Below are 23,394 nucleotides of genomic sequence, written 5' to 3' on the forward strand. Positions count from 1 at the left end.
GGGCAGAGTCAGTCATCCAGGATTTTGTTTAGTCCATAAGTGTCCTTTCCATATACTTGAAAAGTACTTATTGTGGGTAATGTGTACTCTATTGGTCCTTCAAGGCTTGGGTAGCTATCTTTGCCATGTGGAGCGACTTTTACATGGTTAGCGGTACAGCGCCCTACAAAAGAGAAACGTTCATCGTGGCTGGAAGTGTTGGGGTAGGAGGCATGCATATTTAGAGATGAAAAAATCAGGCACTCACCGGCTTTCATTTCCAGGTCTTGGACTTCAAATTGGTCAAAAAAGTTATCCCCCAAAAGTTTTTCTGCGCTGAATAAAATAACGGCGCTTTTATAGAAAAGTCTTCCATACAGAGCAATTTTTCCTATTTTATAGAGGTAGGAGGGGGAGAACGGTAGAAGCGAAAAGAAGAAAAGTTCATTTTCCGGGATAAATTCATAGAGGTAATTGATTCTGGCATCTTTGAAAGATCCGGGCAAAATGCGAAGGCAGCCATTCTCTTTAGTGGTATCGCTCAAGGCTACCCAAGCATTCAGCTGAATCAATGCGGGAGATGTTTCTTGCGTGGGTTGTAATTTCGCATATTTGCCTGCTTCGCGAAATGTTGCATTTTGGTGCCAGGCAGTGCCTTCTGCCCCTGGCATTTTATCGAAAAATTGTGTGCGCCAGCAGAGAATTTCATCACCGAGCAGGCTCGCTAAGCGTTCCGCAATTTGAGGTTTTCGCAAAAGCTCTCTAAACGGTTTGAGCCGCAGGGCTTGATATAGGCCCGCATACTCGATAGTCCAACGGTTGTATTTTTTCTCTATTTCTCGAATTCTGTTGCCTAAATAGGATACACCGCCGAAGCCATTTTGGTACTCCCGAATAGCAAGCTCTTTTAGCGCGCCTGCCTCTTCACTGGAAATTACCCTAAAGGGGGGTAGGTAACCCTTTTTTGAGAAGAACTTGCGGTCTTGCGCACTCAGGAAATACTTGCTGTCTTGTTGGGTGGCCGATGGGGTAGGGAGGTCGATCGTTAAGTTTTTTAGTTGATCGAGCTTGGCAAAAAGCTGCTGTCGCTCTCTTTTCTTCCATGGAAGAATACATAGTTTGTATAAACCTATAGCTGCTATCAGCCCAATGACTTTTATCCGCTGCGTCCAGCGAATGGGAAACTGAGCCAGCTCATGGAGGGTGCCAGCCTCCTTGTGCATCTCCGCCAGGGTGTGGTTTTTTGGCATTCTAGCCTACCGCTCATGAATGACTTCCACTGGTCCGTGATCGTCACAGTGATCACCATGGACATGGTGCAGGCGTCCATCCACCAGGTAATCGAAATGGTCGCCGTGGGGGATACGTTCGTGTCCGCAGTGTTCTCCGTGAACATGGGTAGCGTGAGTGCTGGCGGTGATGGGGTTGCAATCATCGGGGTTCTTGTTGCTCACTTCCAGTACATGTTCATCGTAGTGACCCCTATGGGGATGATGTAGGTGGCCATTATGCACGTAACACACATGGTCTCTGTGTCGGATGGCGGCATGTCCACAATGGGGGCCGTGTTTATGGGAGTGGTTGTCAGCGTGTTGACAGGAAGAGCTGGTCATATTGGTTCCTCAATTGATGGCAATAGCCCCTACCAAGCATCCCTGGTTTGGGGTCAGGAGCATCCCACCCAACCTTTGTAGCCTATTCAAACTGTAGAAACGCCCTTGCCCCTTTCAAAGCAATTAATAACTTTCCCCGCCTAAGTTACGGCGTGTAGACCCTGGGGGAGGATATCTGGCAGAAGCCTACTTATTTAGCCAATGTGACTAAAACTCAAAAATAGCCACAAAATGGCACTGAAAGTGTATTGCAATCGATTGCAATGCTAATTTATAGTGAACGAAATGTGTCGTCTCACAGGACAGGTGCCCACGCAAAATGCAAACGATTGCATTTTGCGTGGGCACCAGGCACTCCATAAATCCAATAAGAATGACGATGAGAGGGGAGTTTAATGAAGAAGAAACCTCTAGTGCTGGCCATTTCCTTTGGTGCTATGCAGCTGGGCTTCTTGAGTCATGCCGTTGCCCAGGGTTCTATTTCACCGGGGGCCTCTGAAGACAGAGTGATGGAAGAGGTGATTACCACGGGAACCCCAGGCGGCGCAGGCATAAGAAAATTAGATGCGAGCTTTTCAATCACAACCCTGAGTGACGATGAAATCGGTAAAGCTTCCCCATCTAGCACTGCAGATTTGCTGAAGTCTATCCCAGGTCTTTGGGTTGAAAGCTCTGGCGGCGTATCTGGTGCAAACATTGATGTACGGGGATTTCCGGGCGGCAGCGACGCTCCGTTTGTGACGGTCTCTATGAATGGCTTGCCACTTTACCCGGCACCGACTCTTTCTTTCATGGAAAACTCCTCTCTATTCCGTGTAGATGAAACGATCCAGCGCGTAGAAGGCCTGCGCGGTGGCCCTAATCCGGTCTACTCTAACGGCCAGCCGGGCCTCACGACCAATTTCATTTTGAAAGAGGGGACCGAAGAGACCGAGGGTCGCTTTAAATACACCACTTCGGACTATGATCTTCAAAGGGCTGATGCCCTTCTGACCGGGAAGCTCAGCGAAGATGTGTACTACATGATGGGTGGGTATGTGAGTTCCTCACCCGGTATTCGCGATGCCGGTTTTGATGCGGAAGAAGGTCACCAGTTCACCTTGCACTTGACTAAAGAGATGGATAACGGCAAAGCCGGTTTCTACGTACGAGATACTAAAGATACTGGCACTTGGTATCTGCCAAATGCTTCCTTCCTGGCAACGGACTACACCCAAGTGGGTCCCAGCAATCGCAAGGTTTTAGTACCCATTTCCCAGGCTGACGGAAATGGTGGCTCTGAAACCCGCTGGGAAACTTTTGATATGGGAGAAGGCCGAGGTTGGGACGGTAGCGTAGCTGGCGCTTATCTGGAATTGGATCTCGGCAATGGCTGGAGCATTACTGAGCGTTTTGGTTTGACCAGCGGTAATGCCGATACTTTGGGCTTTGTACCCAATGGTCGTCCAGTATTACCCAGCGAGTTGCGATACGACGATGCTACAGGCGTGACTTCAGCTACTACCGTGTCTGGGGCTGAGGTCAGTAATGATACTCTGTTGCAGCAATTTGGTGCTTGGGTAGTACGAAAAGATATTGAGGCAACGACCAACGATATCAGCCTAGCCAAAGAGTGGGATGACTTTAAGGTGACTGCAGGCTATTACACTTCTAGTTGGAAAGTTGATGAGTGGTGGAGCCTTGGAAACCAATCGTACTATGTGCTTGGTCATGATGGTGAGCAGGTTGCTGGCGATTTATCTTGTGATGATGAAGAACTCGACCCAGTTCTCTGCTGGAGCTACGACCTTGAAGCGGTAGGTGATGCCCGCGAAAACGCATTCTACATTGCTGGTGAATTCTACTTAGGCGATTTCACGTTTGATTTGGGCGTACGCTCTGCAAATCGTGAAACTAACTACTCAGTAGATGATGGTTCGCGTGATGGTATTTTTACTACCTATAAGGCCGATGAAGAGGGTATTGCCTATACAGCTGCAGTAGATTGGGCCTTTGCTGAGAATATGGGGACTTTCTTCCGTATAAACTCAGGCTTCAAATTTGCGGACTTTGATAATTATCGCGATTTTGGCGAGAGCTTCCGCGCAGGTTCCGATCTGATTATCGATATCGACCAATATGAGCTGGGCTACAAGCTGCAGGATCAAGACTACTCGCTGTTTGCCACCCTTTTCTACAATGAAACCCAGGGAATGCCTGATTGCATTATTGGTAGCACTACTTGTGCCCGTCTGGAAACAGAGGCTCTGGGTCTTGAGTTGGATGGTAAGGCCCACTGGGGTGACTTCACTTTGGGCCTGAATGCAACTTTGCAGAAGCCAGAAATCACCAGTGGTGACTTTAAAGGCAATCAAGTGATGCGCCAGCCCGAGTACCAAGTACGCCTAAGCCAGAACTACGATTTCACGATCAACAATATTGATATGGCAGTGTTTGGTGGGGTAAGCCGAGTGGGTGATCGTTTCAATGACAGTAAAAACTCGGTGACATTGCCGGGTTATACCAAAGTAGATTTTGGTGCAGTGGCTTACTTGAACGATGTTACCGTTCAGCTTGCACTGGATAACCTCACCGATGAGGAGGGCATTACTGAGGGAGACCCACGGGATCCTCAGGCAACCAATGTTCGTTATATCCTGCCGCGAAACATCAAGTTAAGTATCGCCTACGATTTCTAGTTCGACTCAAGCCTCTCCCATAGGCTTTCTGAGCTTTGCCGCACACTATTTTTGTGCGGCTTTTTTATGCCTGCCTTCTTACCACTTGTCTCTAAAGTGCCCGACTTGGTCAAATTTGCAGCATTATTAAGATTGATTATTGTCCCTAGCAATTAACGAGACTTTTATAAAGTCAACATTATAGTGATTTCCCCACGAAAGCTTTTCTGGGATAGTGCCTATAGATGTTGCAAGCTAAATTGGTAAGTTGTAAGAATTATTCTTTCGAGAGGTATATTGTTCAGTTAAATGTACAGTATTGAGAGCTGCTTCTGCGTCGGGTAAATAGTGCAATTTGATTCGGGTGAATGAGGGGCAGGGATTACTGGTTTAACAATGATTAGGGTGTCGATAATTACGGTAGATCTAATATTAACTATAGGTTCCAAGGATGATTATGAAAATTTACAGCGCATTTTTGCTCAGTATCCTTTGTTGCTCAGTTTGGGCGCAAGATGAGCATAAATATGAGTTTGTTACCATTGGTGGGAATACCATATCCTATCTTTGTAAAGAGGAAGGTGAGGGTAAAAAAGTCGCATTGATGGTTTCAGGTATGGGTTTAGATGCGCATAGTACCTATAAAAATACCTTCCATAAATTCTCTTCTGATGATTTTATGCTCTGTATCTACGACCGGCCTGGAGCTGGAAAAAGTGCACATGCCGTTCCAAAAGTTAGATCGATGGATGCGCTTTCTGCTGAGCTTGAGGCGTTCGTGGAGTTTAAAAAATGGGACTCCGTAGTTCTTGTGGCCCATTCATTTGGTGGTTTAGTGGCAAGAGCATTTGCAAGTGAAAACCCCAGTAGGGTTTCTGCCCTTCTACTTGTGGATGCAGCCCATGAATCCTGGTATGGAAACCTGAAGTCTTCTTTATCCAAGGAGGGGTGGGCAACAATGCAGTGGATAATGGAATGGGAAAAGGAAAAGCATTCCTTCGAAGATTTCGAAGAATCTGCATCAAAGCCAGAGCGTTATGAGTTAAAGAGAGATATTCCAATCACGGTAATGAGCAGAGGGTTGCCACATAATGCAATCCGCCAGACTAAAATGAGTTACGCAGATGTAGATGCTTACAACAGGACGTGGGATCAATCGCAAGTTGAACTCACCAAGATTAGTGACAACGCCAAGCATGTAATTATGAAATACTCCTCACATCTGTACGATGAAACCGATCCGTGGATTGTACTTGAAGAGCTGGATCAACTTTTATCTAAAGTTGAATAGGTTTTTGGTAAGCTATTCAAGATAATTAACTCCTAGATGTATACTGATTTTGACTTGACCTGGCAGAGTAAGGCTTGTAAGCGGACTTTGTCAGATCAAGTCAGAACTATCAAATTCGTGTATCTCGGCTATCTTGATACAATTGGATAGACGTAAAAATTACTTTTGCAGGCAGATTGTAAGAACATTCTAGATATTTTCCATAAATTTCTGTGCCTTATAATGATCCCTGACTAGTGTATTTTCTTCCGCCTTTCTTCCAAGCACCACTTGGTTTATTAGAGTTAAAAGACGTAATTTAAGTCAATTCAATGCTCTTTACGTCTTGAGTTCGAGTAGAGGTATTTTGGTGCTCTATTCGGCCCCTGGCCCCTCTGAATTGATCAATTGCACGTCAATTATTTTTGAGTATGGAGCTAGGCTTCTTCGTGTAAAATAAAAAAATAAGTGTAATCATAATGTTAGATTACACTTCTATAGCTACTGCACAGTATTTGCTGTGTAGATTAAAGTTCCAGTTTAATAAGAGGATTGCATGTCTACAGATCTTATCGATGCAAGCGTCTCACCAACAGGGCAGTTCGATATTTTATCCAAGTATGAAATTAATCGACTTAGTAATGAAAGCCGTGGTTCTCAATATCAGACCTTCCGGAACTGCTCTCTAGCGGTTCTTAATAGCGGCGCTAACATGGATGATGGTAAGGAGCTTTTAGAAACCTATTCCAATTTTGATATCTCTGTTGTCCCAACAGAGCGCAGTATAAAACTTCAGCTGAAAAGTGCTCCTGCCAGTGCTTTTGTGGATGGAAAAATTATTAACGGCATAGCTGAGCATTTGTTCGCGGTGCTCAGGGATATAATTTATGTGAATAGTGAAATCACTGGTAGCCCACTGCATGATTTAACCTCTTCCCAGGGCATCACCGATGCAGTGTTTCATATTATGCGTAATGCCGGCACCTTTGACCGGGTGCGTGGCCCCAGATTAGTGGTGTGTTGGGGAGGGCACTCTATCTTATCTGAGGAGTACGATTATACCAAGCAAGTTGGTTATGAATTGGCCTTGCGACATCTGGATATTTGTACTGGCTGTGGTCCAGGTGCCATGAAGGGGCCAATGAAAGGTGCCACTATCGGCCATGCCAAGCAGCGCGATCGACATGGTCAGTATCTTGGCGTTACTGAGCCCGGCATCATCGCTGCAGAAGCGCCAAATGCAATTGTGAACCAGTTAGTTATTTTACCTGATATTGAAAAGCGATTAGAGGCCTTTGTGCGCGCAGGCCATGGTATTGTGGTTTTTCCTGGAGGCGCAGGCACTGCGGAAGAAATCATCTATCTTTTGGGGATACTCCTTCACGAAGAGAATAAGGATCAACCTTTTCCTGTGATTTTTACAGGACCACCTAGTGCTACAGAGTATTTTGTACGTATTGATGAGTTTATTGCTTCCACTTTGGGTAAAGAAGCGCGGTCACGGTATCAAATTATCATTGATAATCCTCAGGAAGTGGCTAAACAAATGGCTGTGGGCATACAGGAGGTCAAGTCCTATCGTAAGGAGATAGGCGATGCCTATTATTTCAACTGGAAGCTGAAGGTAGCCAATGAATTTCAGCAACCGTTTTCACCAACCCATGAGAGCATGCTGAATCTTGCCCTGCATAAAAACCAGAAGCCCTACCTATTAGCCGCTAACCTAAGGCGCGCATTCTCCGGAGTTGTCTCGGGCAATGTAAAAGATGAAGGTATCCGTATGGTGGAAAAACATGGCCCGTATGAATTGCGTGGCGACCCAGGCATAATGCACAGTATTGACGTTATGCTGGAGTCCTTTGTTAAGCAGCAAAGAATGAAATTACCCGGCAAGGAATATATTCCTTGTTATAAGGTGCTCTCTAAATAGAAAAAAGAAATTTAAGAATAATTTATTTTGCGTGAAGGGGGGCTTAGAGTTCCCTGAAGTGGCCGCTTTCGTTAGAAAAAGACTGGGAATGTACTTTAAGAGTATCGGCTCATCTGCAGTTAATAAAGCGGTCTATGAGCTGACTACCAAGGCTATAGATCAATATTTGATGGCGCATAGAATTGAAGTTAATGTTAAAGCTAGAAAAAAACACTATTTGAGTTAGCTCATCTTTCCCCTGGGTTGATTATTGAGTTTCAGAAGGAGTGACTCCTCACGGGGGCGCACTGTACAATACTTTTATTTCAAAGGTAGTTAAGATCTCGTTAAAGAGTCTTTTTTCTGAGATTGCGAAAAACCAAAGAAACTGATATTGGTAATATAGCAAGCTATTGATAGTGTGTTAACGATTTAATTTATTTTTTAAAGTTTGGCAAGGAATAATGATGAAGGACCATAGCTATTACAATAATATCTGCAAAAACAAGTTTCCCGGGCTTCTCGGTATTGAGCTTGTTAAGGTTGCAGAGGGGGAGGTGAAGGCAGAAATGGGGGTTGCCGAGTCTCACCTGGCACCAAATGGCTATTTGCATGCTGGTAGTGTCGTTTCTTTAGCCGATACGGCTTGTGGTATTGGCTGCTTGGCAAACCTGCCAGAGAAGGCCTCTGGTTTTACCACAATTGAACTCAAATCCAATCATCTGGGGACGGTACGTGATGGCGTTGTTTCATGTACTGCAACACCTGTTCATAAGGGGCGAACCACTCAGGTTTGGGATGCTACCGTGGTTTGTAAGGATGCGGGGAAAAAACTAGCCATATTTCGTTGCACCCAATTGATCTTATATCCGTGAATGCTAATGGTACTTTTCTCCTAATTTGAGCAATTGTACCGATTTGCAAAGAACACTGTCTGGAAGTTATATTCATCGCTTACCAAAATAGGGTGGTTTATCAAAATCACCCACCCCTTTTTCCTATAAAATATAACTAGCTGGTGCTTTCTGATGGTGCGTCATTTATTACTTGCCCTGTTTTTAATTCTTTCAGCTTCCCCAGCTCTTGCACAGGACCAGCCAGGTAACCAGATGGGTAGTTGGCGATCAGTGAGCTTTAAAAGTGAACCTTTGTTGAATTTACATCTCTTTATCTATGAGCTGGCAAGAGATGAGCATTTTTATACTGCTTTCAAAAAGGAGAGTGGCATCTCCGATAGTGAACTATATCTTTTTGATGCTGCTGTTAGGGATTATATAAAACAGGGGGCTGCTCGAAATGTTCATATCATTAGGTCCAATGAAGAAATAGCAGATTTAACAGCGATGATTTTAAGTGGTGATGCTGTCGGTGCTAAACCAGATAGTAATACCTTGTATGATCATGTGCATGCGCTTTCAACGCTCTATGATAAAAATTTTTGGGAGCAGCATAGAAAGAGTAATCTTGAATGGTATCAAAACTTAAGGGAAAAGCTGGATATCTATGGGGATAGCATTTCTGACAGGCTCGAAGGTTTATTTGGTGAAAAATTGGTCGTTAAAAGACATACAGTAAATGTTGTCTATAAGCCTGGGATGCGACAGGGTGCCACCACATCAGGGAGAAGCTTTCAGTCTATTATCAATAGTACTTATCCCGATTATGCGGGTTGGTTTGCATTGGAAATGTTTTTCCATGAAATCTCTCATGCTAATGCAGTAAGGAGGGAGAGTAAGCTACAAAAGATCATCGCTAAAGAGTTTAATTCATTGGGGCTCGGTGACAAGAAAGGTATATGGCATCCGATTCAGTTTTATACCGTTGGACAGGTCATCAAGAGTGAGATATCTGGAGATGTTAAAAATTACATCCCCTATGCGGAAATGAATGGGCTTTATCTCGGCTTCTGGGATTATAAATCTATCCTTGATCAATATTGGATGCCGTATATAGATGGAGAGGTATCCATGGAGCTAGCGATAAGAAACATTGCTTTAGCGCTATCCGAATAAGGCGACTGATTCAATAGATATGTTGGGTATATTAATTGATATTGCATTAACTTTTATTATTGCTTGGGCCCTAATTTAGGCTTTTTTTGCCTGGGGATTGGGCGTTAATAACTTTGCCAAGCTACACGGTAAATTCTTAGGCTGGCTAGGCCACTGTAGTTGGGTCCTTCTGATGGCGGCTCATGTTTACGCGATCTTTGCTCTATGGAAGAATTTGTTTTCGGCCTCTATATTGCTCATCGCCTTGTTCGTCGGGCACTTATTGGTCGGGCTTATTTTTGCGCGAAATGTAAGCGCTCGTTAACTATAAAGAAAAACCATATGTAAAGAGGATGTCTCGTAGTTTAACTGTTATGGGACGAGCTTTACCCGTTTTTATGAGAAGCTAAAAACGGATAAAGCTGAATAGAAAATTGATTAAAAAGCTGAATAGAAAACTGAATCAGAAAAATGAATAGAAAGCTTAATAGATTGTGCCGGGTTGTCAGGCAGTAAGCACACTAAAAGACCATTAACTACCACAGCATGTGGCTTGCCTAAGTAATCCTAACTTACGGCCGCTGCTCTAATCGCTGAGAGAAAGAAGTCCCTGGGGTCGAATTCTCCCAGGCTATTCACAATATAGTCGGCGTTTCTTAGAGAATTCTCATGGCCTACGCCGATAGCAGTCATGCCCTGTGCTGCTTTAATGGCAGCGACTCCGGCAGCAGCATCCTCAAAGGCAACACAGAATTCAGGTTCAACTTGTAGGCCTTGCGCAGCTGCGAGGAAAATATCCGGGCAGGGTTTAGGTGCGGACTGCTCTGGGTCGGCAATTGTTGAGAAGTAATGTGATATCTCCAATGCTTGTAAAACGGCCTGCGCATTCTTACTGGCTGAGGCCAGGGCAATGGGAATTTGTTTCTCGTTTAACCAGGCGAGAAGCTCCCCGGCACCGGGCAGTAGATCTTTTGGGGATAAGCTGCGAATCAGTTTCTGATAATAACTATTTTTTCTGCTAGCTAGATCGATCTTTTCCTTTTCACTAAACCGATCGCTCTCTTCCCCAAGAATCACTTCCAATGAGGCCATACGCTCCAGTCCCTTAAGCCTTTCACCGGTATCTTCAGCCCATGGGCGCTTGAGTTCTTGGGCCAGTTGGTGCCAGGCTTTCAGGTGCAGTCGTGCGGTATCTGCGAGTACACCATCCAGATCAAAAATTGCAGCTCGATAGATCACGGTGTTACCTCCACTGGCGGTGCTATCGCAAATGTTTGGGTTTCGCCTGCTGCGAGAAATACGGGTTCATGAACGTGATGAAGGTTGATGGGCTCACCAGTTATCAGGGTATAGCTGGCATTACTGCAATTGATGTCCACTTCCAGGGTGCGACCACGGAATTGCAGACGGAAGCGATAACCTTCCATACCCTCGGGTACAAACGGGGCGAAACGCAATTCTGTACCATGCAGGCGCATACCGGCAAAGCCCTGCACCATGCACATCCAGGTACCGCCCATACAGGCGGTATGGATACCGTGTTGGGTATTATTGTGGTGATTGTCCAGGTCCATTCGTGCTACTTGTTGGAAGTAGTCGAGCGCTTTTTCCGGGTATCCCACCTCGCTGGCAATAATGCTGTGGATGCAGGCGGATAGGGTGGAATCGTGTGTAGTGAGCGGTTCGTAAAAGTCGAAGTCGCGGCGTTTTTGTTCAATGGAAAACTCGGAACTTTCGAGCAATAGTCCCAAGACTACATCTGCCTGCTTGCAAACCTGGTGTCGATAAATTACCAGTGGATGGTAGTGCAGTAGTAGGGGGTAATGATTTGCCGGTGTCTGCTCAAAGTCCCACACTGGCTTGTCGAGGAAGCCATCATCCTGCGGGTGAATACCTTGGGATTGGTCGTAGGGAAGGTACATGGCCTTTGCGGCTTTTGCCCAAAGCATGGGCTCCTGTGGGCCCAGTTGTATACGTTGGGCCAAGGCCAGGCATGCTTCTGGATCAAAGGATTGCAACCACTGGTATACCTCTGCAGCATACTCCAAATGCGCACGAGCCATCAGGTTGGTATAGAAGTTGTTATCTACCAACGCGGTATATTCATCCGGGCCAGTGACTTCATTGATACAAAATTGGTTGTTGCGGCGAGGATTGAAGTGGCCGATTTCCATCCATAGGCGGGCCCCCTCAATAACCAGCTCCGCCCCTTTTTCCCGCAGAAACTCCGTATCACCAGTGACTCGGCTGTAGTGGCGCACTGCATAGGCGATATCCGCATTGATATGAAACTGGGCGGTGCCGGCAGGGTAGTATGCAGAGCACTCCTCCCCGCCAATGGTGCGCCAGGGAAAGAGGGCGCCCTTGCTGATCGCCAGCTCTCGGGCACGGGCACGGGCGGCATCCAGAATCGAGTGACGATATTCCAGCAGGGGGCGGGCCATATTGGGCTGGGTGTAGAGAAAAAACGGCAATACATAGATTTCTGTATCCCAGAAGTAATGACCGTCGTAACCATCTCCCGAGAGCCCTTTAGCAGCGATATTCGTACGTCCATCCCTGCCCAGGGATTGGAATAGGTGGAAAAGATTAAATCGAATGCCTTGCTGTAGACTGTCGTTGCCAAATACCTGGATATCGGATTCTTGCCAGAATTTATCCATCTCTATGCGTTGGGCCCTGGCATATTCGGCAAAACTTTTATTGGCGCTGAGTTCAAGGTATTGGCGCAGTGATCCAGCTTCAATCGGCTCAGCCCTTTGCTCTGCGAAGTAAGCTAGGTATTTGGTCAAGCACAGGGGCTTGCCCCGCTGGGCATTGCAGCGATATTCGGTGAATACCCGGTTTTCATGGCGTAGATTGGTCACGGTGTGGCCCGCACTAGTCTGCAAGCGGTGTATGGCTCCGCAGCGAACCTCATAGCCGCTACTTCTGACTGAGAGTGGCAATGCCAAGTAGTCACCATCAGCGACCTTATCCAGCCATTGGATATCTTCCTGATTGATGGGGGAGGCCAAGCGTGGATCGTCACTGTGTTCGGCTTCACCGAGATTGCCATCCAGCCCCGTCAGCAGGCGTATTTCCCCATCAAAATCCAGTGGAGTGACTTCAACATGGATGAGCACTAGGTGTTTTTCAGTTAGGCAGACTTGGCGCTGGGTTTTGAGCCTGAGGGTTTTTCCAAGAGGTGAACGCCAGGTGAGGCTGCGCGTAAGGGTTGCACTGGCCATATCCAAGTGACGCTCATATTGGAGTAGTTCGCCCTCCGCGAGGCTGAAACGCTCCCCATCAATCCAGATTTGAATACCCTTGCCGTCCGGTACCGTTAGCATGCGCTGATTGTTGCGGGCGTAGCCGTAAGCGGCCTCGCCGTAGCGAATAGGTTCACTGGCATAGACCCCATTGAGGTAACAGCCATCAGAAAAGGGCTCGGGCTCAAAGCCTTCCTCAAAGGTGCCTCTCAGGCCAATAAAACCATTGCCCAGGGAGAATAGGGTGGCGTTAAGAGGGTAGCCATCCGCTTGAAACTCTCTTTCCAGCAGGCCCCAGGGGTGAATTTCAAGCTTATGTTGTTGTTCTTTCTTCATACCACTTACACAGAAACTGATGGTTAGGCGCTTTGCCGAAGTGATTAGCGCTTCGGGCAACTGCCTGCAGTCTATCGCTTGTACATACTGAAATGCAATCGATTGCAATGCGAGGGTAAAAAAATCTCCTTGTACGGTAACTATGTGCTATTTGTGAGTGGAAATATTATTTAACTTATTGATAATAAAGAATTTACTAGCATTTTTGTTATCTAGTAACCCGCTAGTCTGACCGGCGATCGCTGAATGGTCTCTGTTTGGTAGTTTGAAATATTGCAAACGATTGCAATTCTTTTGTGGTAAGTCATACTGCTGAGTTCTGGGGGCGTGAAAATTTGCAGTCATCAACCCACACTGAAAGATCAAAAAATGTACAATAACAGGCTGGTACGGCTGTACGCCTGAGCCATAGACCGATAAAGATTTCCTTATGAACAATCAGCGCATACTGCTTTCCCTATTTGCCATTTACTTTGTGTTCGCCATTCTCTTGAACAGTGTCGGCACTGTGATACTGCAGGTGATTAATACTTACGGCGTGAGTAAATCTGCAGCCAGTGTATTGGAGGGTTTTAAGGATATCCCCATCGGCATCGTATCTTTTCTGGTGGCTTCGCAACTGCCGCGTTTCGGATTTAAGCGGGCCATGCTGATGGGGCTCGCTATTGTTACCGGGGCTTGTATTGCCATGCCCCTATTGCCAGGTTTCTGGACAGCAAAACTACTGTTCCTCTCCGTGGGAGTCGCATTTGCCTTGGTGAAGGTCGCGGTTTATTCAACTGTGGGCCTGTTAACCCGTGGTCCAAATGAACATGCGAGTATGGTGAATACCCTGGAGGGGGTATTTATGGTGGGGGTTCTTAGTGGGTATTGGCTGTTTAGTGCCTTTATTGACTCAGCCAATCCAGGTTCCACAGCTTGGCTGAGTGTGTATTGGGTGCTGGCTGCGATTTGTCTGTTTGCCTTTATTTTATTGTCGCTGACAAAAATGGATGAGTCGGGTACCCGGGTTGAGGGCACCAGTCCACGGCAGGACTTCTGGGCAATGATAAAACTGATGGCCAAGCCCCTGGTTTACATTTATGTCATTTCCGTTTTTATCTATGTGTTGATCGAACAGGGTATCGGCAGCTGGCTGCCCACGTTTAACAATGAAATTCTGAAGCTACCAGCGGCGATGAGCGTCCAGGCTGCCAGTATTTTTGCTGCAGGGCTCGCCTTGGGCCGTTTGGGGGCAGGGGCTATTATGCGGCGTTTACACTGGTATCCGGTGTTGAATGTCTGTCTGCTGGCAATGGCGCTATTGGTGGTGCTGACTCTGCCGCTATCGAGTGATGTGCAGGCCAACCCGGATATCAACTGGTTCAATGCGCCGATTGCGGCCTTTATTCTGCCACTGATTGGCTTGTTTATGGCACCCATTTATCCGGCAATCAACTCGGTGATGCTGAGTTCACTACCGACCCATCAGCACTCGGCAATGACCGGCTTGCTGGTGATTTTTTCTGCGCTGGGGGGCACCACGGGTTCCCTGATTACCGGTTCGGTTTTTGAAGCCTTTGATGGCCAGGTGGCCTTTTACTTATCACTGGTGCCGATCTCGGTAATTCTGATCAGCCTGTACTTTTTCCGCCATGCGGTGGAGGGTGGGATAGTTGAAAATTCTGCCAGGCTTGCGGTATGAGTTGGCAGCGGCAGTTTTACAAACTCTTGTAGCACGCCTAAGATGGCGTATTTCCCGCGAATAAGGTGAAGTACGCATGCCTAAGGATTCCTCCTCTCCCGTCTCCATGTCCGATATTGCACGGCTGGCGGGAGTTTCTGAATCCACTGTTTCTCGCGCGCTGAATAACAACCCGCTGATCAATGAAAAGACTCGGGAGCGTATTCAGCAGATTGCGCGCAGTATGAATTACAAAATCAACGAGAGTGCACGCAATCTGCGTTTAAAGCGCAGCCATACCATTTCTGTGGTGATCAATACCGGCAGCGCCGGGGGCCAAACCTTTTCCGACCCCTTTATGTTGGACATGATTGGTGCGATTGCCGATCGCCTGGCCGAGCACCGTTACGATCTACTGTTCTCCAACCGCATCGCTACAAGTGACGATTGGCATGCCTACTTAATGGGGTCTCGCCGCGCCGATGGGGTAATCGTGATTGGCCAGGGTATCGATGACAGCCCACTGCGTGAACTACAACGCCAGGGCGATCCATTAGTGGTATGGGGAGGGACTGCCAAGCCAGGTCTCGATTACTGTATCGTAAGTAGTGACAATCAGATGGGAGGGCGTCAGGCTAGCGAACATCTGCTCAAGCAGGGTCGCCGTAAAATCCTCTTTTTGGGTGATACTGCACACCCTGAGATTAACGGGCGCTACGAGGGCTACAATGCCGCCCTTGCTGAAGTAGGGCTTGATAATAGTGCGCGCCAAATCAAAGTTTCTTTCTCCAGTGAAAGCGGCTACCAGTTCATTGCAGACTTACTTAAAGCAGAAGGTTTGACCTTCGATGCGATCTTCGCAGCAAGTGATAGCATCGCTATGGGCGCCATTAAGGCCTTGCAGAGCCAGGGTTACAAAGTACCCGATGATGTGGCGGTGGTTGGATTTGATGATATCCCTATAGCCCCGTTCTTTACGCCTCCACTAACGACTGTGCGTCAGAATATCCAGCGCGGCGGTGAGCTGCTGGTGGATAAGATGATGCAGTTAATCGGTGATAAAACAGCAGAGCCTGAAGTGCTACCGACTGAACTGGTAGTACGTTCGTCCTGTGGCGCCAACCCTGGCTATCAACCGATCCAGGAATATAATCAGCAATAGCTCTTTTGCAGCTCCCTGGCGGAGCTGCTTTCTCTTCTCTGGGGTTTCACCCAGCTTCTCCAGGCATGCAAATCTTCCATCAAGCTCGCTGCTCTACCACCTAATAGGCCAAACTGTCTGGGTTATTTCCTATAGGCCCGATGACAGAGAGCCTTCGGTAGAACTTGATGGCAGATACCAACTACCCCTTGGCCAGAGAGCGGCTTTTGGCGCTGATTGCCCTGAGTTTCGCTGTCTTTTTGGTGGCGAACGATTTAACCATTTTTCCTGCTGCCATTACCACTATTGAACAAGAATTCGATACCGATATTACAACTGCCCAGTGGGTGATTAACGGATACATTCTGGTCTTTGGCGTTTTGGTTATCTCTGGTGGGCGACTGGCAGATATTTATGGGCGTCGTCGTATTTTTTTGACTGGCGCCGGAATTTTTGTTTTTTTCTCAATACTCGCCGCCCTATCCATTGACATACAAATGCTGTTGGTGGCACGGGCTCTAATGGGGGTCGGTGGAGCTCTAATATGGCCGGCGATACTGGGAATGATCTATGAGTTAGTTCCAAAAGAGAACCCAGGAATTGCCGGTGGCTTGATTATGGGGGTCTGTGGAATCTCGGATTCTATAGCGCCGATGTTTGGGGGCCTCTTGGCCGAATTTGCAAGTTGGCGATGGATATTTCTAATGGATGCTGCAGTTGCAACTTTTGTTGGGTTTCTCTGCTGGAAATGGGTTGTTAATGATAAGCCAGACAAGATTGAAGAGCATATTGACTATTTGGGGGTGATAACACTTTCCCTGTCTCTATTTAGCTTGTTACTAGCTCTGGATCTTGCTGTAGACCATGGTTTTAAAAGCCCCATTAATGTTTGCTTGTTTATTGTATCTCTACTTTTTCTAGGAGCTTTTATTGTTGTTGAGCGTAATACAGGCAGGGATGCATTAATTCCCGAGGATGTTGTGAATAACAGCAGGTTCTTCGTGGCGGGTATAGTGACCTTACTACTCTCTATAGTATTTTTTTCAGCACTTTTATATATCCCGCAGTTTCTCATTAGAGTGCGCAGTTATTCTCCTACATTTGCAGGCATGGGTCTCATGCCAATGATGATGGCCTATGGCCTAGTCTCCTATATATCAGGGAAACTCTATAAAAGGGTAGGTGCAAAGATAATTATATCAATAGGTTCGGTCTGTATATGTATCGGTATGTTTATGTTGTCTCACATTGATGAAAATACCAGTTTTCAAGAGATACTCCCTGGGCTTCTAGTGGTTGGTAGTGGTATAGGGTTTTTCTTCTCAGCAGTGACTACTGCCGCGATTACTATTGTTGCCCCTGCCAGAGCGGGCTTAGCTGGTGGTATTATTTATATGTTCCAGATTGCTGGTGGTGCACTAGGTTTGGGCATGAATACTACCGTTGTTGCCATGGCCCCAGACCTTATTACGGGCATAGATCGGGCCTTCACCATTAATGCCTACCTAGCTTTAGCCGGCCTTGTAATATCGGTTTTATTTGTTGAGGGGAAGTCTCTCAAAGAGGATTTTGATGAAGAAAGCACCTTTTAGAGGCCTTGGTTTCGGATATTAAATTATATTTCTACATTTTTGCAATGCTGTCTACTAGGTGGTTTTTAATGAGAATCTACTCGCGGCTGGATCTATTTTCTAATTGAGGCTTCGTGTTTAATTGTTTCCAGTAAAAATCGATACGTATTGTATAGTTTAATTTCGGTGTGCACCTTGCAGAAGTAACAGCTTCAGGTGCGGTATGTACTGTTATTGCAGGATTGCTAGAAATTTATAATTCCAGAGCACGGCTATCCGTAAAACAATACCATATCTATAACTGGATATTTGTTTGGGTATCTGACCCCTGCTTTAAAAATCTGAAATCTAATTATTTCCATCTAAGGAATCTGGGTAGACAGTTTGCAGCCTTTGGTTATAAATTCTCTAGGCCGATTTATAATCAATTTAGCGTTGATAACACTTTTAGTGTGATGTAGAAACCCACATCCTAGGGCGTGGTTGTGAAAGATCAAGTTTGCCCGTCACGAACAGGGTGGCCCATGTTGCACTAAGATTCGAGTTGTCCCCAAAATTCGAGTTAAAGGAAATAACATGAGCCGTTTTGAAAAATTAACATATGTGCTTTGGTATTGCCAATGTCATATCGTTTGGGTTCTAAGGTAATGTTGCAGTGTGCTGAAAGATCCGATTGCAAATGAATTTCACAACTGAATTCAAGTTTACTGCAGTCAGTTGAGATGCTGTGTCGTGGACCTGAATATTCAGGTAGATCATGTGCACCTGCTGGTTAAGGTGCCGTCGAAGATATCAATTTCTAGGCTTCTAGGAGCGGTAAAAGGGGAAAACCGCGTTAAGGGTCTTTACACGTTTTCCCCACCTTAGGAAGAGACCATATTGGGGTAGTCACTTTTGAGGGAAGGTTACCGTGCAGATACAGTGGGGTTGATGCATAGATGTTACGGAAGACTGTAAAGAATCAGGAGATAATTGAGTAGCGTCAATATCAGTTAGAATTACGCAGGTGATTCTATATTGGGATGACTCAGTAGGCCCCTTTTAAGAGCAGAGGGCTATAATGTGGATTTTTAGTGATGGTTCAGGTTAGGCGCTCCAGTGATTGGAGAGATTTTGAAGTGTCTAGTATCAGATGAGGCGCCTGTATTTGATTTGTAACCTTGAGCAGTAAATAGGGTCGCTTTGCATGTATGGATAGTAAGGATAAGTGATAAATAAATTTTCAGCTAATTTCTTTTGTGTTTGGTTAGCAAGTGGTTGTCGTTGGTTTTTAAAGGGTAGAAATACCAGAAAAATTAGTGAAAATTTATAGGCTCCTATTACGTATATTTTATCAATCTGAAATAAATTTATGGTAATAATTTCTAGTCGGTTGATCGGGTGTCCATAATTGTTGCATTAAAATTTAAGACAATTTGTGGTTTATCAGTAAATACTCCATCTACACCCTGTGAGGCGAGTAATGCTAAGTCATCAGGGTTATTTACTGTGAAAATATAGTTCTTTAAACCTCGATATTTTGCATCATTGATCAAATCTTTATGGAAAAAATCCAAAGCGGTATGCAGTGAATAAGCTTTCAGAGGGGCTGTGCTTGCAGCTAAGTCGAGAGGGACTCCAACCAGTATTACACCACGGCGAACTTCTGGTAGCAGGCGCAGGCATTCAAACAATTGAAATTGATCAAATGAAGATACTATATATTGATCAAAAGTAGCCCCACCATCTGTAACGAATGCACGAATCTCTTTCGCTAATAGCGTCGCACAATTAGGACCTTTGATCTCTATATTTAACTGAGCCTTGTCACCTATTAAGTTTAAGACTTCTTGTAGAGTTGGAATCTTACTACCGCAGGGAAGAGGTATAGCTCTAAGAGTCTCTGGTTTCATATCTGTAATAATTGTATTCCCAGGTTGCAAACGGCCTAGGCGCCTATCATGAGTGATAAGAAGTTGACCACCAACATTCCATAAATCAATTTCTATTCCTCCTACCTTCAGCTCCAATGCCTCGCTTATTGCCTGTAGGGTATTTTCGCTATAAAAGCGTTGGTAACCTCGGTGAGCAAAACAGAAGAGGGTGCCTAAAGCCATTTTCAAAAAGTCCAAGTTGTTTATATAAAATAATGATTAATAAGATATATTCTAGAATATTATAGTGTTGCTGATGTTAATCGTTAGTGGTTTATAAGTATTGATGGATGAAGCTTGTAATAGGTAATGTGCCTCTTTAGTAAATTTGAGTTGATGTAGGTAGGTTGCCGTTATGGCTTGAATTGAAAATCCTTTTTAGGGTGCCTTTTAATAAGGGTGTGAAATTTCACGAAATTTATTATGGCGTAATTTATAACTGTAAAATCTTAAGATAAATTTCAAAGAGTGATACTTGGAGGATTTAATGGGGTGGATGTGCTATTCACTTCTATGATTAATGGAGTAGATATTATAAGTGTGGAATTGCAATGTCGCGAATATTGGTTGCAGGTGGCGCCGGTTTCTTGGGCGCTCATCTATGTGAAAAATTATTAGAAGGGGGGCATGATGTTTTCTGTGCTGACAACTTGCAAACAGGGGTAAAGTGCAATATTAAACATCTATTACCGCATTCATATTTTAATTTCATTCAACATGATATAACAAGCGAATTAGATTTGGATGTTGATGAAATTTATAATCTCGCTTGCCCGGCATCACCTGTTCATTACCAAGTTGACCCAGTACAGACGCTAAAGATTAATATCAATGGCGCTATCAATATGCTTGATCTATCCAAAAGAAATAACGCCAAAATACTCCAGGCTTCTTCGAGCGAAGTTTATGGAGACCCTGAAGTGCATCCTCAGCCTGAGCATTACTGGGGTAAGGTAGACCCGGTTTGCATGCGTTCATGTTACATTGAAGGGAAGCGGTGCGTTGAAACATTGTTTTTCAGTTATTTCCGGCAGTATGGATTGAAAATTAAAGTTGGTAGAATTTTTAATACATACGGACCAAGAATGCACCCAGATGATGGGCGAGTAATTAGTAATTTTATCGTTCAGGCACTTAAGGGTGATGATATAACCATATATGGTGCGGGAGAACAAACACGAAGCTTTTGCTATGTTGATGACTTAGTTGAAGGATTAATTCGCTTGATGAGGGCGCCGGTAAACATAACGGGCCCAATTAATCTTGGCAACCCATATGAGATTACGATTAGTCAGCTGGCTCAGCATATACTTTCATTAACAGGATCATCTTCAAAATTGGTCTATTTACCGTTACCTAGAGATGATCCTCGACAGCGTAAACCAGTTATTGATCGGGCAAGATCTTTGCTTAATTGGGAGCCCAAAGTGAATCTAGATGATGGACTTAAGAAAACTATCATGTACTTTGAAAAGCTTCTTTGTAAGGGCGGAGGTTCCGGGGTATTGAATAATTAGCTTCAAAGCTCAGAGGAGTTGATTTGAAAAATGATCGTGGCTAGCTGCTAAAGTGTAATCTTTATGATTGTTTCACTCAAAATATATCTACTTCTGAATCATTTGATTTTTTTGATGTAGATCAATATGTATTACCTTCCTGTTGGTTCATATTGATGGAAATAAAATGCTTTAGCATTTTCACAAAGAACCATGTTGGCCCCTGCTTCATCCAGTGTATTTTTGATCAATGTTACATCCTTATCTCTAAAAGGACGCGGTGCTCTAGTAGAAGGTAAATCAGAGCCAAACATCAGGGAACTAGGGTTTGCCTTGTAAAAATCAGCAATGGCGGTAGCCGGATCGAAATCAAGTCGTCCAAAGCCAGTCGCTTTAACCTTTACCCCTTTCTCTGCGAGTGACAGTAACAATCTAAGGCCACTTTTACTCAGTCCAAGGTGATCAATCGAGACGCGGGGGAGGGCAAGTAGGGTGGGTGCGAGAGGTTCTAGCTCAGTTGAATCAACATAAAGCTCGACATGCCAACCGGCTAATTCATAGATTCTGTGAGCAAAATTCTTGATTTTTGCTACGTCCTCAGAGCCACCACGCTTTAGGTTGAATCTTACGGCCCGGACGCCACAGGTGTTTAATGACAGGATAGTCTCGTCATCGGTGTCGGCTAGTATCTGTATCACGCCGACGAAATTTTTGCCAAGCTTAGCCAGTGCATCCCTAAGGTAGGTAGCATCTTGTTTCTGGAAGGATCCGGAAATAACGGCGCCACCGGCTAAGTCATAACTTTTAAGTCGGGATAAATAGTCGCTAGTAGTGAAAAAGTCAGGAGTGAATCCATTATTTGGGTAAAGTGGAAATCCAGGGCTAATGATATGGAAGTGACTATCAAAAATCTTAACTTTTGCTATTGACATAATATTTTACACACAGGAAGTAGAGAAAAATTTGTCGCTTAGATTTTTGCAAAAAAATCAGTGCTAAATATTGAAGTAGACCAAACTTTAAACATTTTAGGTCCCATTAAATATTTAAGCTATAGAATTAAGCCTCAGGAAGAATACAATGACGGAAACGAGGACTCCCCTGACAAAAACCCAGTTTCTTGGCTTGTTAGCACTTAGTCTGGCGGTATTCCTTATTGCGAATGATTTCACCGCCTTCTCTGTAGCGATACCAGCTATGGAAAAAGAGTTTAGCTCCAATATCACTACAGCCCAATGGGTCATAAATGGCTATACCCTGGTTTTTGGCGTTCTTATTATCTCTGGTGGGCGCCTGGCAGATATGTTTGGGCGACGTCGTATCTTCTTTATAGGCACTGCAATATTTGTGTTCTTCTCTTTGCTTGGTGGCCTAGCTGTAGATATGTGGATGCTGCTGATATCACGGGCATTAATGGGAATTGGTGGCGCCCTGATGTGGCCAGCCATCCTCGGGATGATTTATGGACTAATGCCTGAGGATCGCTCTGGATTGGCGGGCGGTTTAATTATGACAGTCTGTGGTGCATCAAATGCCATAGGGCCAATGCTAGGGGGAGTGTTGACCGACTTAGCTAGTTGGCGCTGGATCTTTTTTATCAATATCCCCATCGCGGCTTTGGCTTGTTTGGTCTGCTGGAAAGTGATCGCCGATGACAGCCCGGAAAAAGTTGATGAAAAAATAGATTACGCTGGCGTAATGACACTATCTGTATCCTTATTTGGTCTGCTTGTTGCCTTGGATTTGGCGGTAGATCTTGGCTTTAAGAGCCCCTGGATTGTCACATTATTCGCAGTATTTTTGGTTTTCTTAGGGCTTTTTATTATTGTGGAGCGCAATGCGGGCAAGAACGCCCTAATCCCAGAAGATGTAGCCACAAATAACAAATTCTTTGCAGCGGGTATGGCAACCTTGCTGCTCTCTGTGGTTTTCTTTGCTGCCCTACTGTATATCCCCCAGTTTCTCACCAAGGTTAGGGGTTACTCGGCCGCGTTTTCCGGTATAGGCCTGTTACCAATGATGGCTGTATTTGGCATTGTTTCCTATATCTCGGGTAGTCTATATGAGAAGTTGGGGGCAAAGCTGATCGTTTCAGCCGGTACCATATGCATGTGCGCTGGTATGTTTATGCTCTCACACCTGACTTCAAATACTACCTATCCGGTGCTTATACCTGGCTTAATGATTCTGGGGGCGGGGGTCGGACTTTTTTATTCAACCATAACCACTGCGGCAATAACGGTTGTAGACCCCTCCAGAGCAAGTCTGGCCGGAGCAATACTTTATATGTATCAAATAGCAGGTGGCGCCATAGGGCTGGGTATGAATACAACCATCGTTGCTATGGCTCCGGATCTGCCTTCTGGTATAGATAGGGCCTTTACTGTGAATGCCTACCTGGCTTTGGCGGGATTAGTAGTATGTATATTATTTGTGACAGGTAAAGATGTGAAGGTCGATTATGAGGAGGAGGGCATTCTATAAATGAGCTTTGAAAGCAACTCTAAGCATTACTCTTTCTCACCTTGTCGAATGCCAGGCAAAGCAGATGGAAAGTGGTTTTAGATGAAGTAATTCGAAATCTGAAATTAATAAGGTGTTTAG

18 protein-coding genes are annotated in these 23,394 nt (G+C 45.2%); 12 read left to right on the forward strand and 6 right to left on the reverse strand.

The features are described 5' to 3' along the window. Positions 1 to 8 precede the first annotated feature (8 nt). The gene (locus tag ACXAFI_RS06765; protein WP_475108168.1) at positions 9 to 1,229 is read right to left on the reverse strand and encodes a phytanoyl-CoA dioxygenase family protein; all 1,221 of its coding nucleotides are present in this window, start codon (positions 1,227 to 1,229) and stop codon (positions 9 to 11) included. Between the two features lie 6 nt (positions 1,230 to 1,235). Further along, positions 1,236 to 1,502: a hypothetical protein gene (locus ACXAFI_RS06770; protein WP_475108169.1), complete on the reverse strand. Its 267-nt coding sequence runs from the start codon at positions 1,500 to 1,502 to the stop codon at positions 1,236 to 1,238. Between ACXAFI_RS06770 and ACXAFI_RS06775 the strand changes: the two genes are divergently transcribed. The 6 genes from ACXAFI_RS06775 (at position 1,488) to ACXAFI_RS06800 (ending at position 9,440) form a co-directional block, all read left to right on the forward strand. After that, complete coding sequence (locus ACXAFI_RS06775) at positions 1,488 to 1,673, forward strand: hypothetical protein (RefSeq protein ID WP_444922518.1); 186 nt, start codon at positions 1,488 to 1,490, stop codon at positions 1,671 to 1,673. The two genes, ACXAFI_RS06770 and ACXAFI_RS06775, sit on opposite strands and share 15 nt — an antisense overlap. 314 nt (positions 1,674 to 1,987) lie before the next feature. After that, positions 1,988 to 4,270, forward strand: a complete 2,283-nt coding sequence (locus ACXAFI_RS06780; RefSeq protein WP_475108170.1) for a TonB-dependent receptor — start codon at positions 1,988 to 1,990, stop codon at positions 4,268 to 4,270. 436 nt (positions 4,271 to 4,706) lie between these two features. Further along, the gene (locus tag ACXAFI_RS06785) at positions 4,707 to 5,540 is read left to right on the forward strand and encodes an alpha/beta hydrolase (RefSeq protein ID WP_475108171.1); all 834 of its coding nucleotides are present in this window, start codon (positions 4,707 to 4,709) and stop codon (positions 5,538 to 5,540) included. A 535-nt stretch (positions 5,541 to 6,075) separates the two neighbouring features. Then, on the forward strand, positions 6,076 to 7,449 hold the full coding sequence (gene ppnN, locus ACXAFI_RS06790; RefSeq protein ID WP_475108172.1) for a nucleotide 5'-monophosphate nucleosidase PpnN: 1,374 nt from the start codon (positions 6,076 to 6,078) through the stop codon (positions 7,447 to 7,449). 443 nt (positions 7,450 to 7,892) lie between these two features. Then, positions 7,893 to 8,303 (forward strand): PaaI family thioesterase, encoded by a 411-nt coding sequence (locus ACXAFI_RS06795; protein WP_475108173.1) that lies wholly within the window; start codon positions 7,893 to 7,895, stop codon positions 8,301 to 8,303. Positions 8,304 to 8,456: 153 nt separating this feature from the next. Further along, entirely contained in the window at positions 8,457 to 9,440 is a 984-nt protein-coding gene (locus tag ACXAFI_RS06800; RefSeq protein ID WP_475108174.1) for a hypothetical protein, read from the forward strand. Positions 9,441 to 9,986: 546 nt separating this feature from the next. Here the strand turns inward: ACXAFI_RS06800 and pgmB are convergent. Both pgmB and ACXAFI_RS06810 read right to left on the reverse strand, forming a co-directional pair. Continuing rightward, positions 9,987 to 10,658, reverse strand: coding sequence for a beta-phosphoglucomutase (pgmB, locus tag ACXAFI_RS06805; protein ID WP_475108175.1), 672 nt, complete (start codon positions 10,656 to 10,658; stop codon positions 9,987 to 9,989). After that, the gene (locus ACXAFI_RS06810) at positions 10,655 to 13,006 is read right to left on the reverse strand and encodes a glycoside hydrolase family 65 protein (protein WP_475108176.1); all 2,352 of its coding nucleotides are present in this window, start codon (positions 13,004 to 13,006) and stop codon (positions 10,655 to 10,657) included. The genes pgmB and ACXAFI_RS06810 overlap by 4 nt, the downstream gene beginning before the upstream one ends. Before the next feature lie 430 nt (positions 13,007 to 13,436). Here ACXAFI_RS06810 and ACXAFI_RS06815 point away from each other — a divergent pair, with 430 nt between their 5' ends. From ACXAFI_RS06815 to ACXAFI_RS06830, 4 genes are all read left to right on the forward strand, one after another. Beyond that, positions 13,437 to 14,690 (forward strand): MFS transporter, encoded by a 1,254-nt coding sequence (locus tag ACXAFI_RS06815; protein ID WP_475108177.1) that lies wholly within the window; start codon positions 13,437 to 13,439, stop codon positions 14,688 to 14,690. 76 nt (positions 14,691 to 14,766) lie between these two features. Beyond that, positions 14,767 to 15,831 carry a LacI family DNA-binding transcriptional regulator gene (locus tag ACXAFI_RS06820; RefSeq protein ID WP_475108178.1) on the forward strand — a complete coding sequence of 355 codons (1,065 nt, stop codon included), beginning with the start codon at positions 14,767 to 14,769 and terminating at the stop codon, positions 15,829 to 15,831. A 167-nt stretch (positions 15,832 to 15,998) separates the two neighbouring features. After that, positions 15,999 to 17,402 (forward strand): MFS transporter, encoded by a 1,404-nt coding sequence (locus ACXAFI_RS06825; RefSeq protein WP_475108179.1) that lies wholly within the window; start codon positions 15,999 to 16,001, stop codon positions 17,400 to 17,402. A 675-nt stretch (positions 17,403 to 18,077) separates the two neighbouring features. Further along, positions 18,078 to 18,248 carry a transposase gene (locus ACXAFI_RS06830; RefSeq protein ID WP_475109800.1) on the forward strand — a complete coding sequence of 57 codons (171 nt, stop codon included), beginning with the start codon at positions 18,078 to 18,080 and terminating at the stop codon, positions 18,246 to 18,248. 497 nt (positions 18,249 to 18,745) lie between these two features. Here the strand turns inward: ACXAFI_RS06830 and ACXAFI_RS06835 are convergent, their stop codons facing one another. Further along, positions 18,746 to 19,477, reverse strand: a complete 732-nt coding sequence (locus ACXAFI_RS06835; protein ID WP_475108180.1) for a glycerophosphodiester phosphodiesterase — start codon at positions 19,475 to 19,477, stop codon at positions 18,746 to 18,748. 368 nt (positions 19,478 to 19,845) lie between these two features. On the opposite strand from ACXAFI_RS06835, the gene ACXAFI_RS06840 reads away from it, so the two are divergent. Further along, positions 19,846 to 20,811: a UDP-glucuronic acid decarboxylase family protein gene (locus ACXAFI_RS06840; protein WP_475108181.1), complete on the forward strand. Its 966-nt coding sequence runs from the start codon at positions 19,846 to 19,848 to the stop codon at positions 20,809 to 20,811. A 131-nt stretch (positions 20,812 to 20,942) separates the two neighbouring features. On the opposite strand, the gene ACXAFI_RS06845 is transcribed toward ACXAFI_RS06840, so the two are convergent. Next, positions 20,943 to 21,722, reverse strand: a complete 780-nt coding sequence (locus ACXAFI_RS06845; RefSeq protein WP_475108182.1) for an amidohydrolase family protein — start codon at positions 21,720 to 21,722, stop codon at positions 20,943 to 20,945. A gap of 148 nt (positions 21,723 to 21,870) precedes the next feature. Here ACXAFI_RS06845 and ACXAFI_RS06850 point away from each other — a divergent pair, with 148 nt between their 5' ends. After that, a complete protein-coding gene (locus ACXAFI_RS06850) occupies positions 21,871 to 23,274 on the forward strand; it encodes an MFS transporter (protein ID WP_475108183.1) in 1,404 nt (467 codons plus the stop codon). Positions 23,275 to 23,394 lie beyond the last annotated feature (120 nt).

The organism is Microbulbifer sp. ABH2_005 (genome assembly GCF_056160005.1).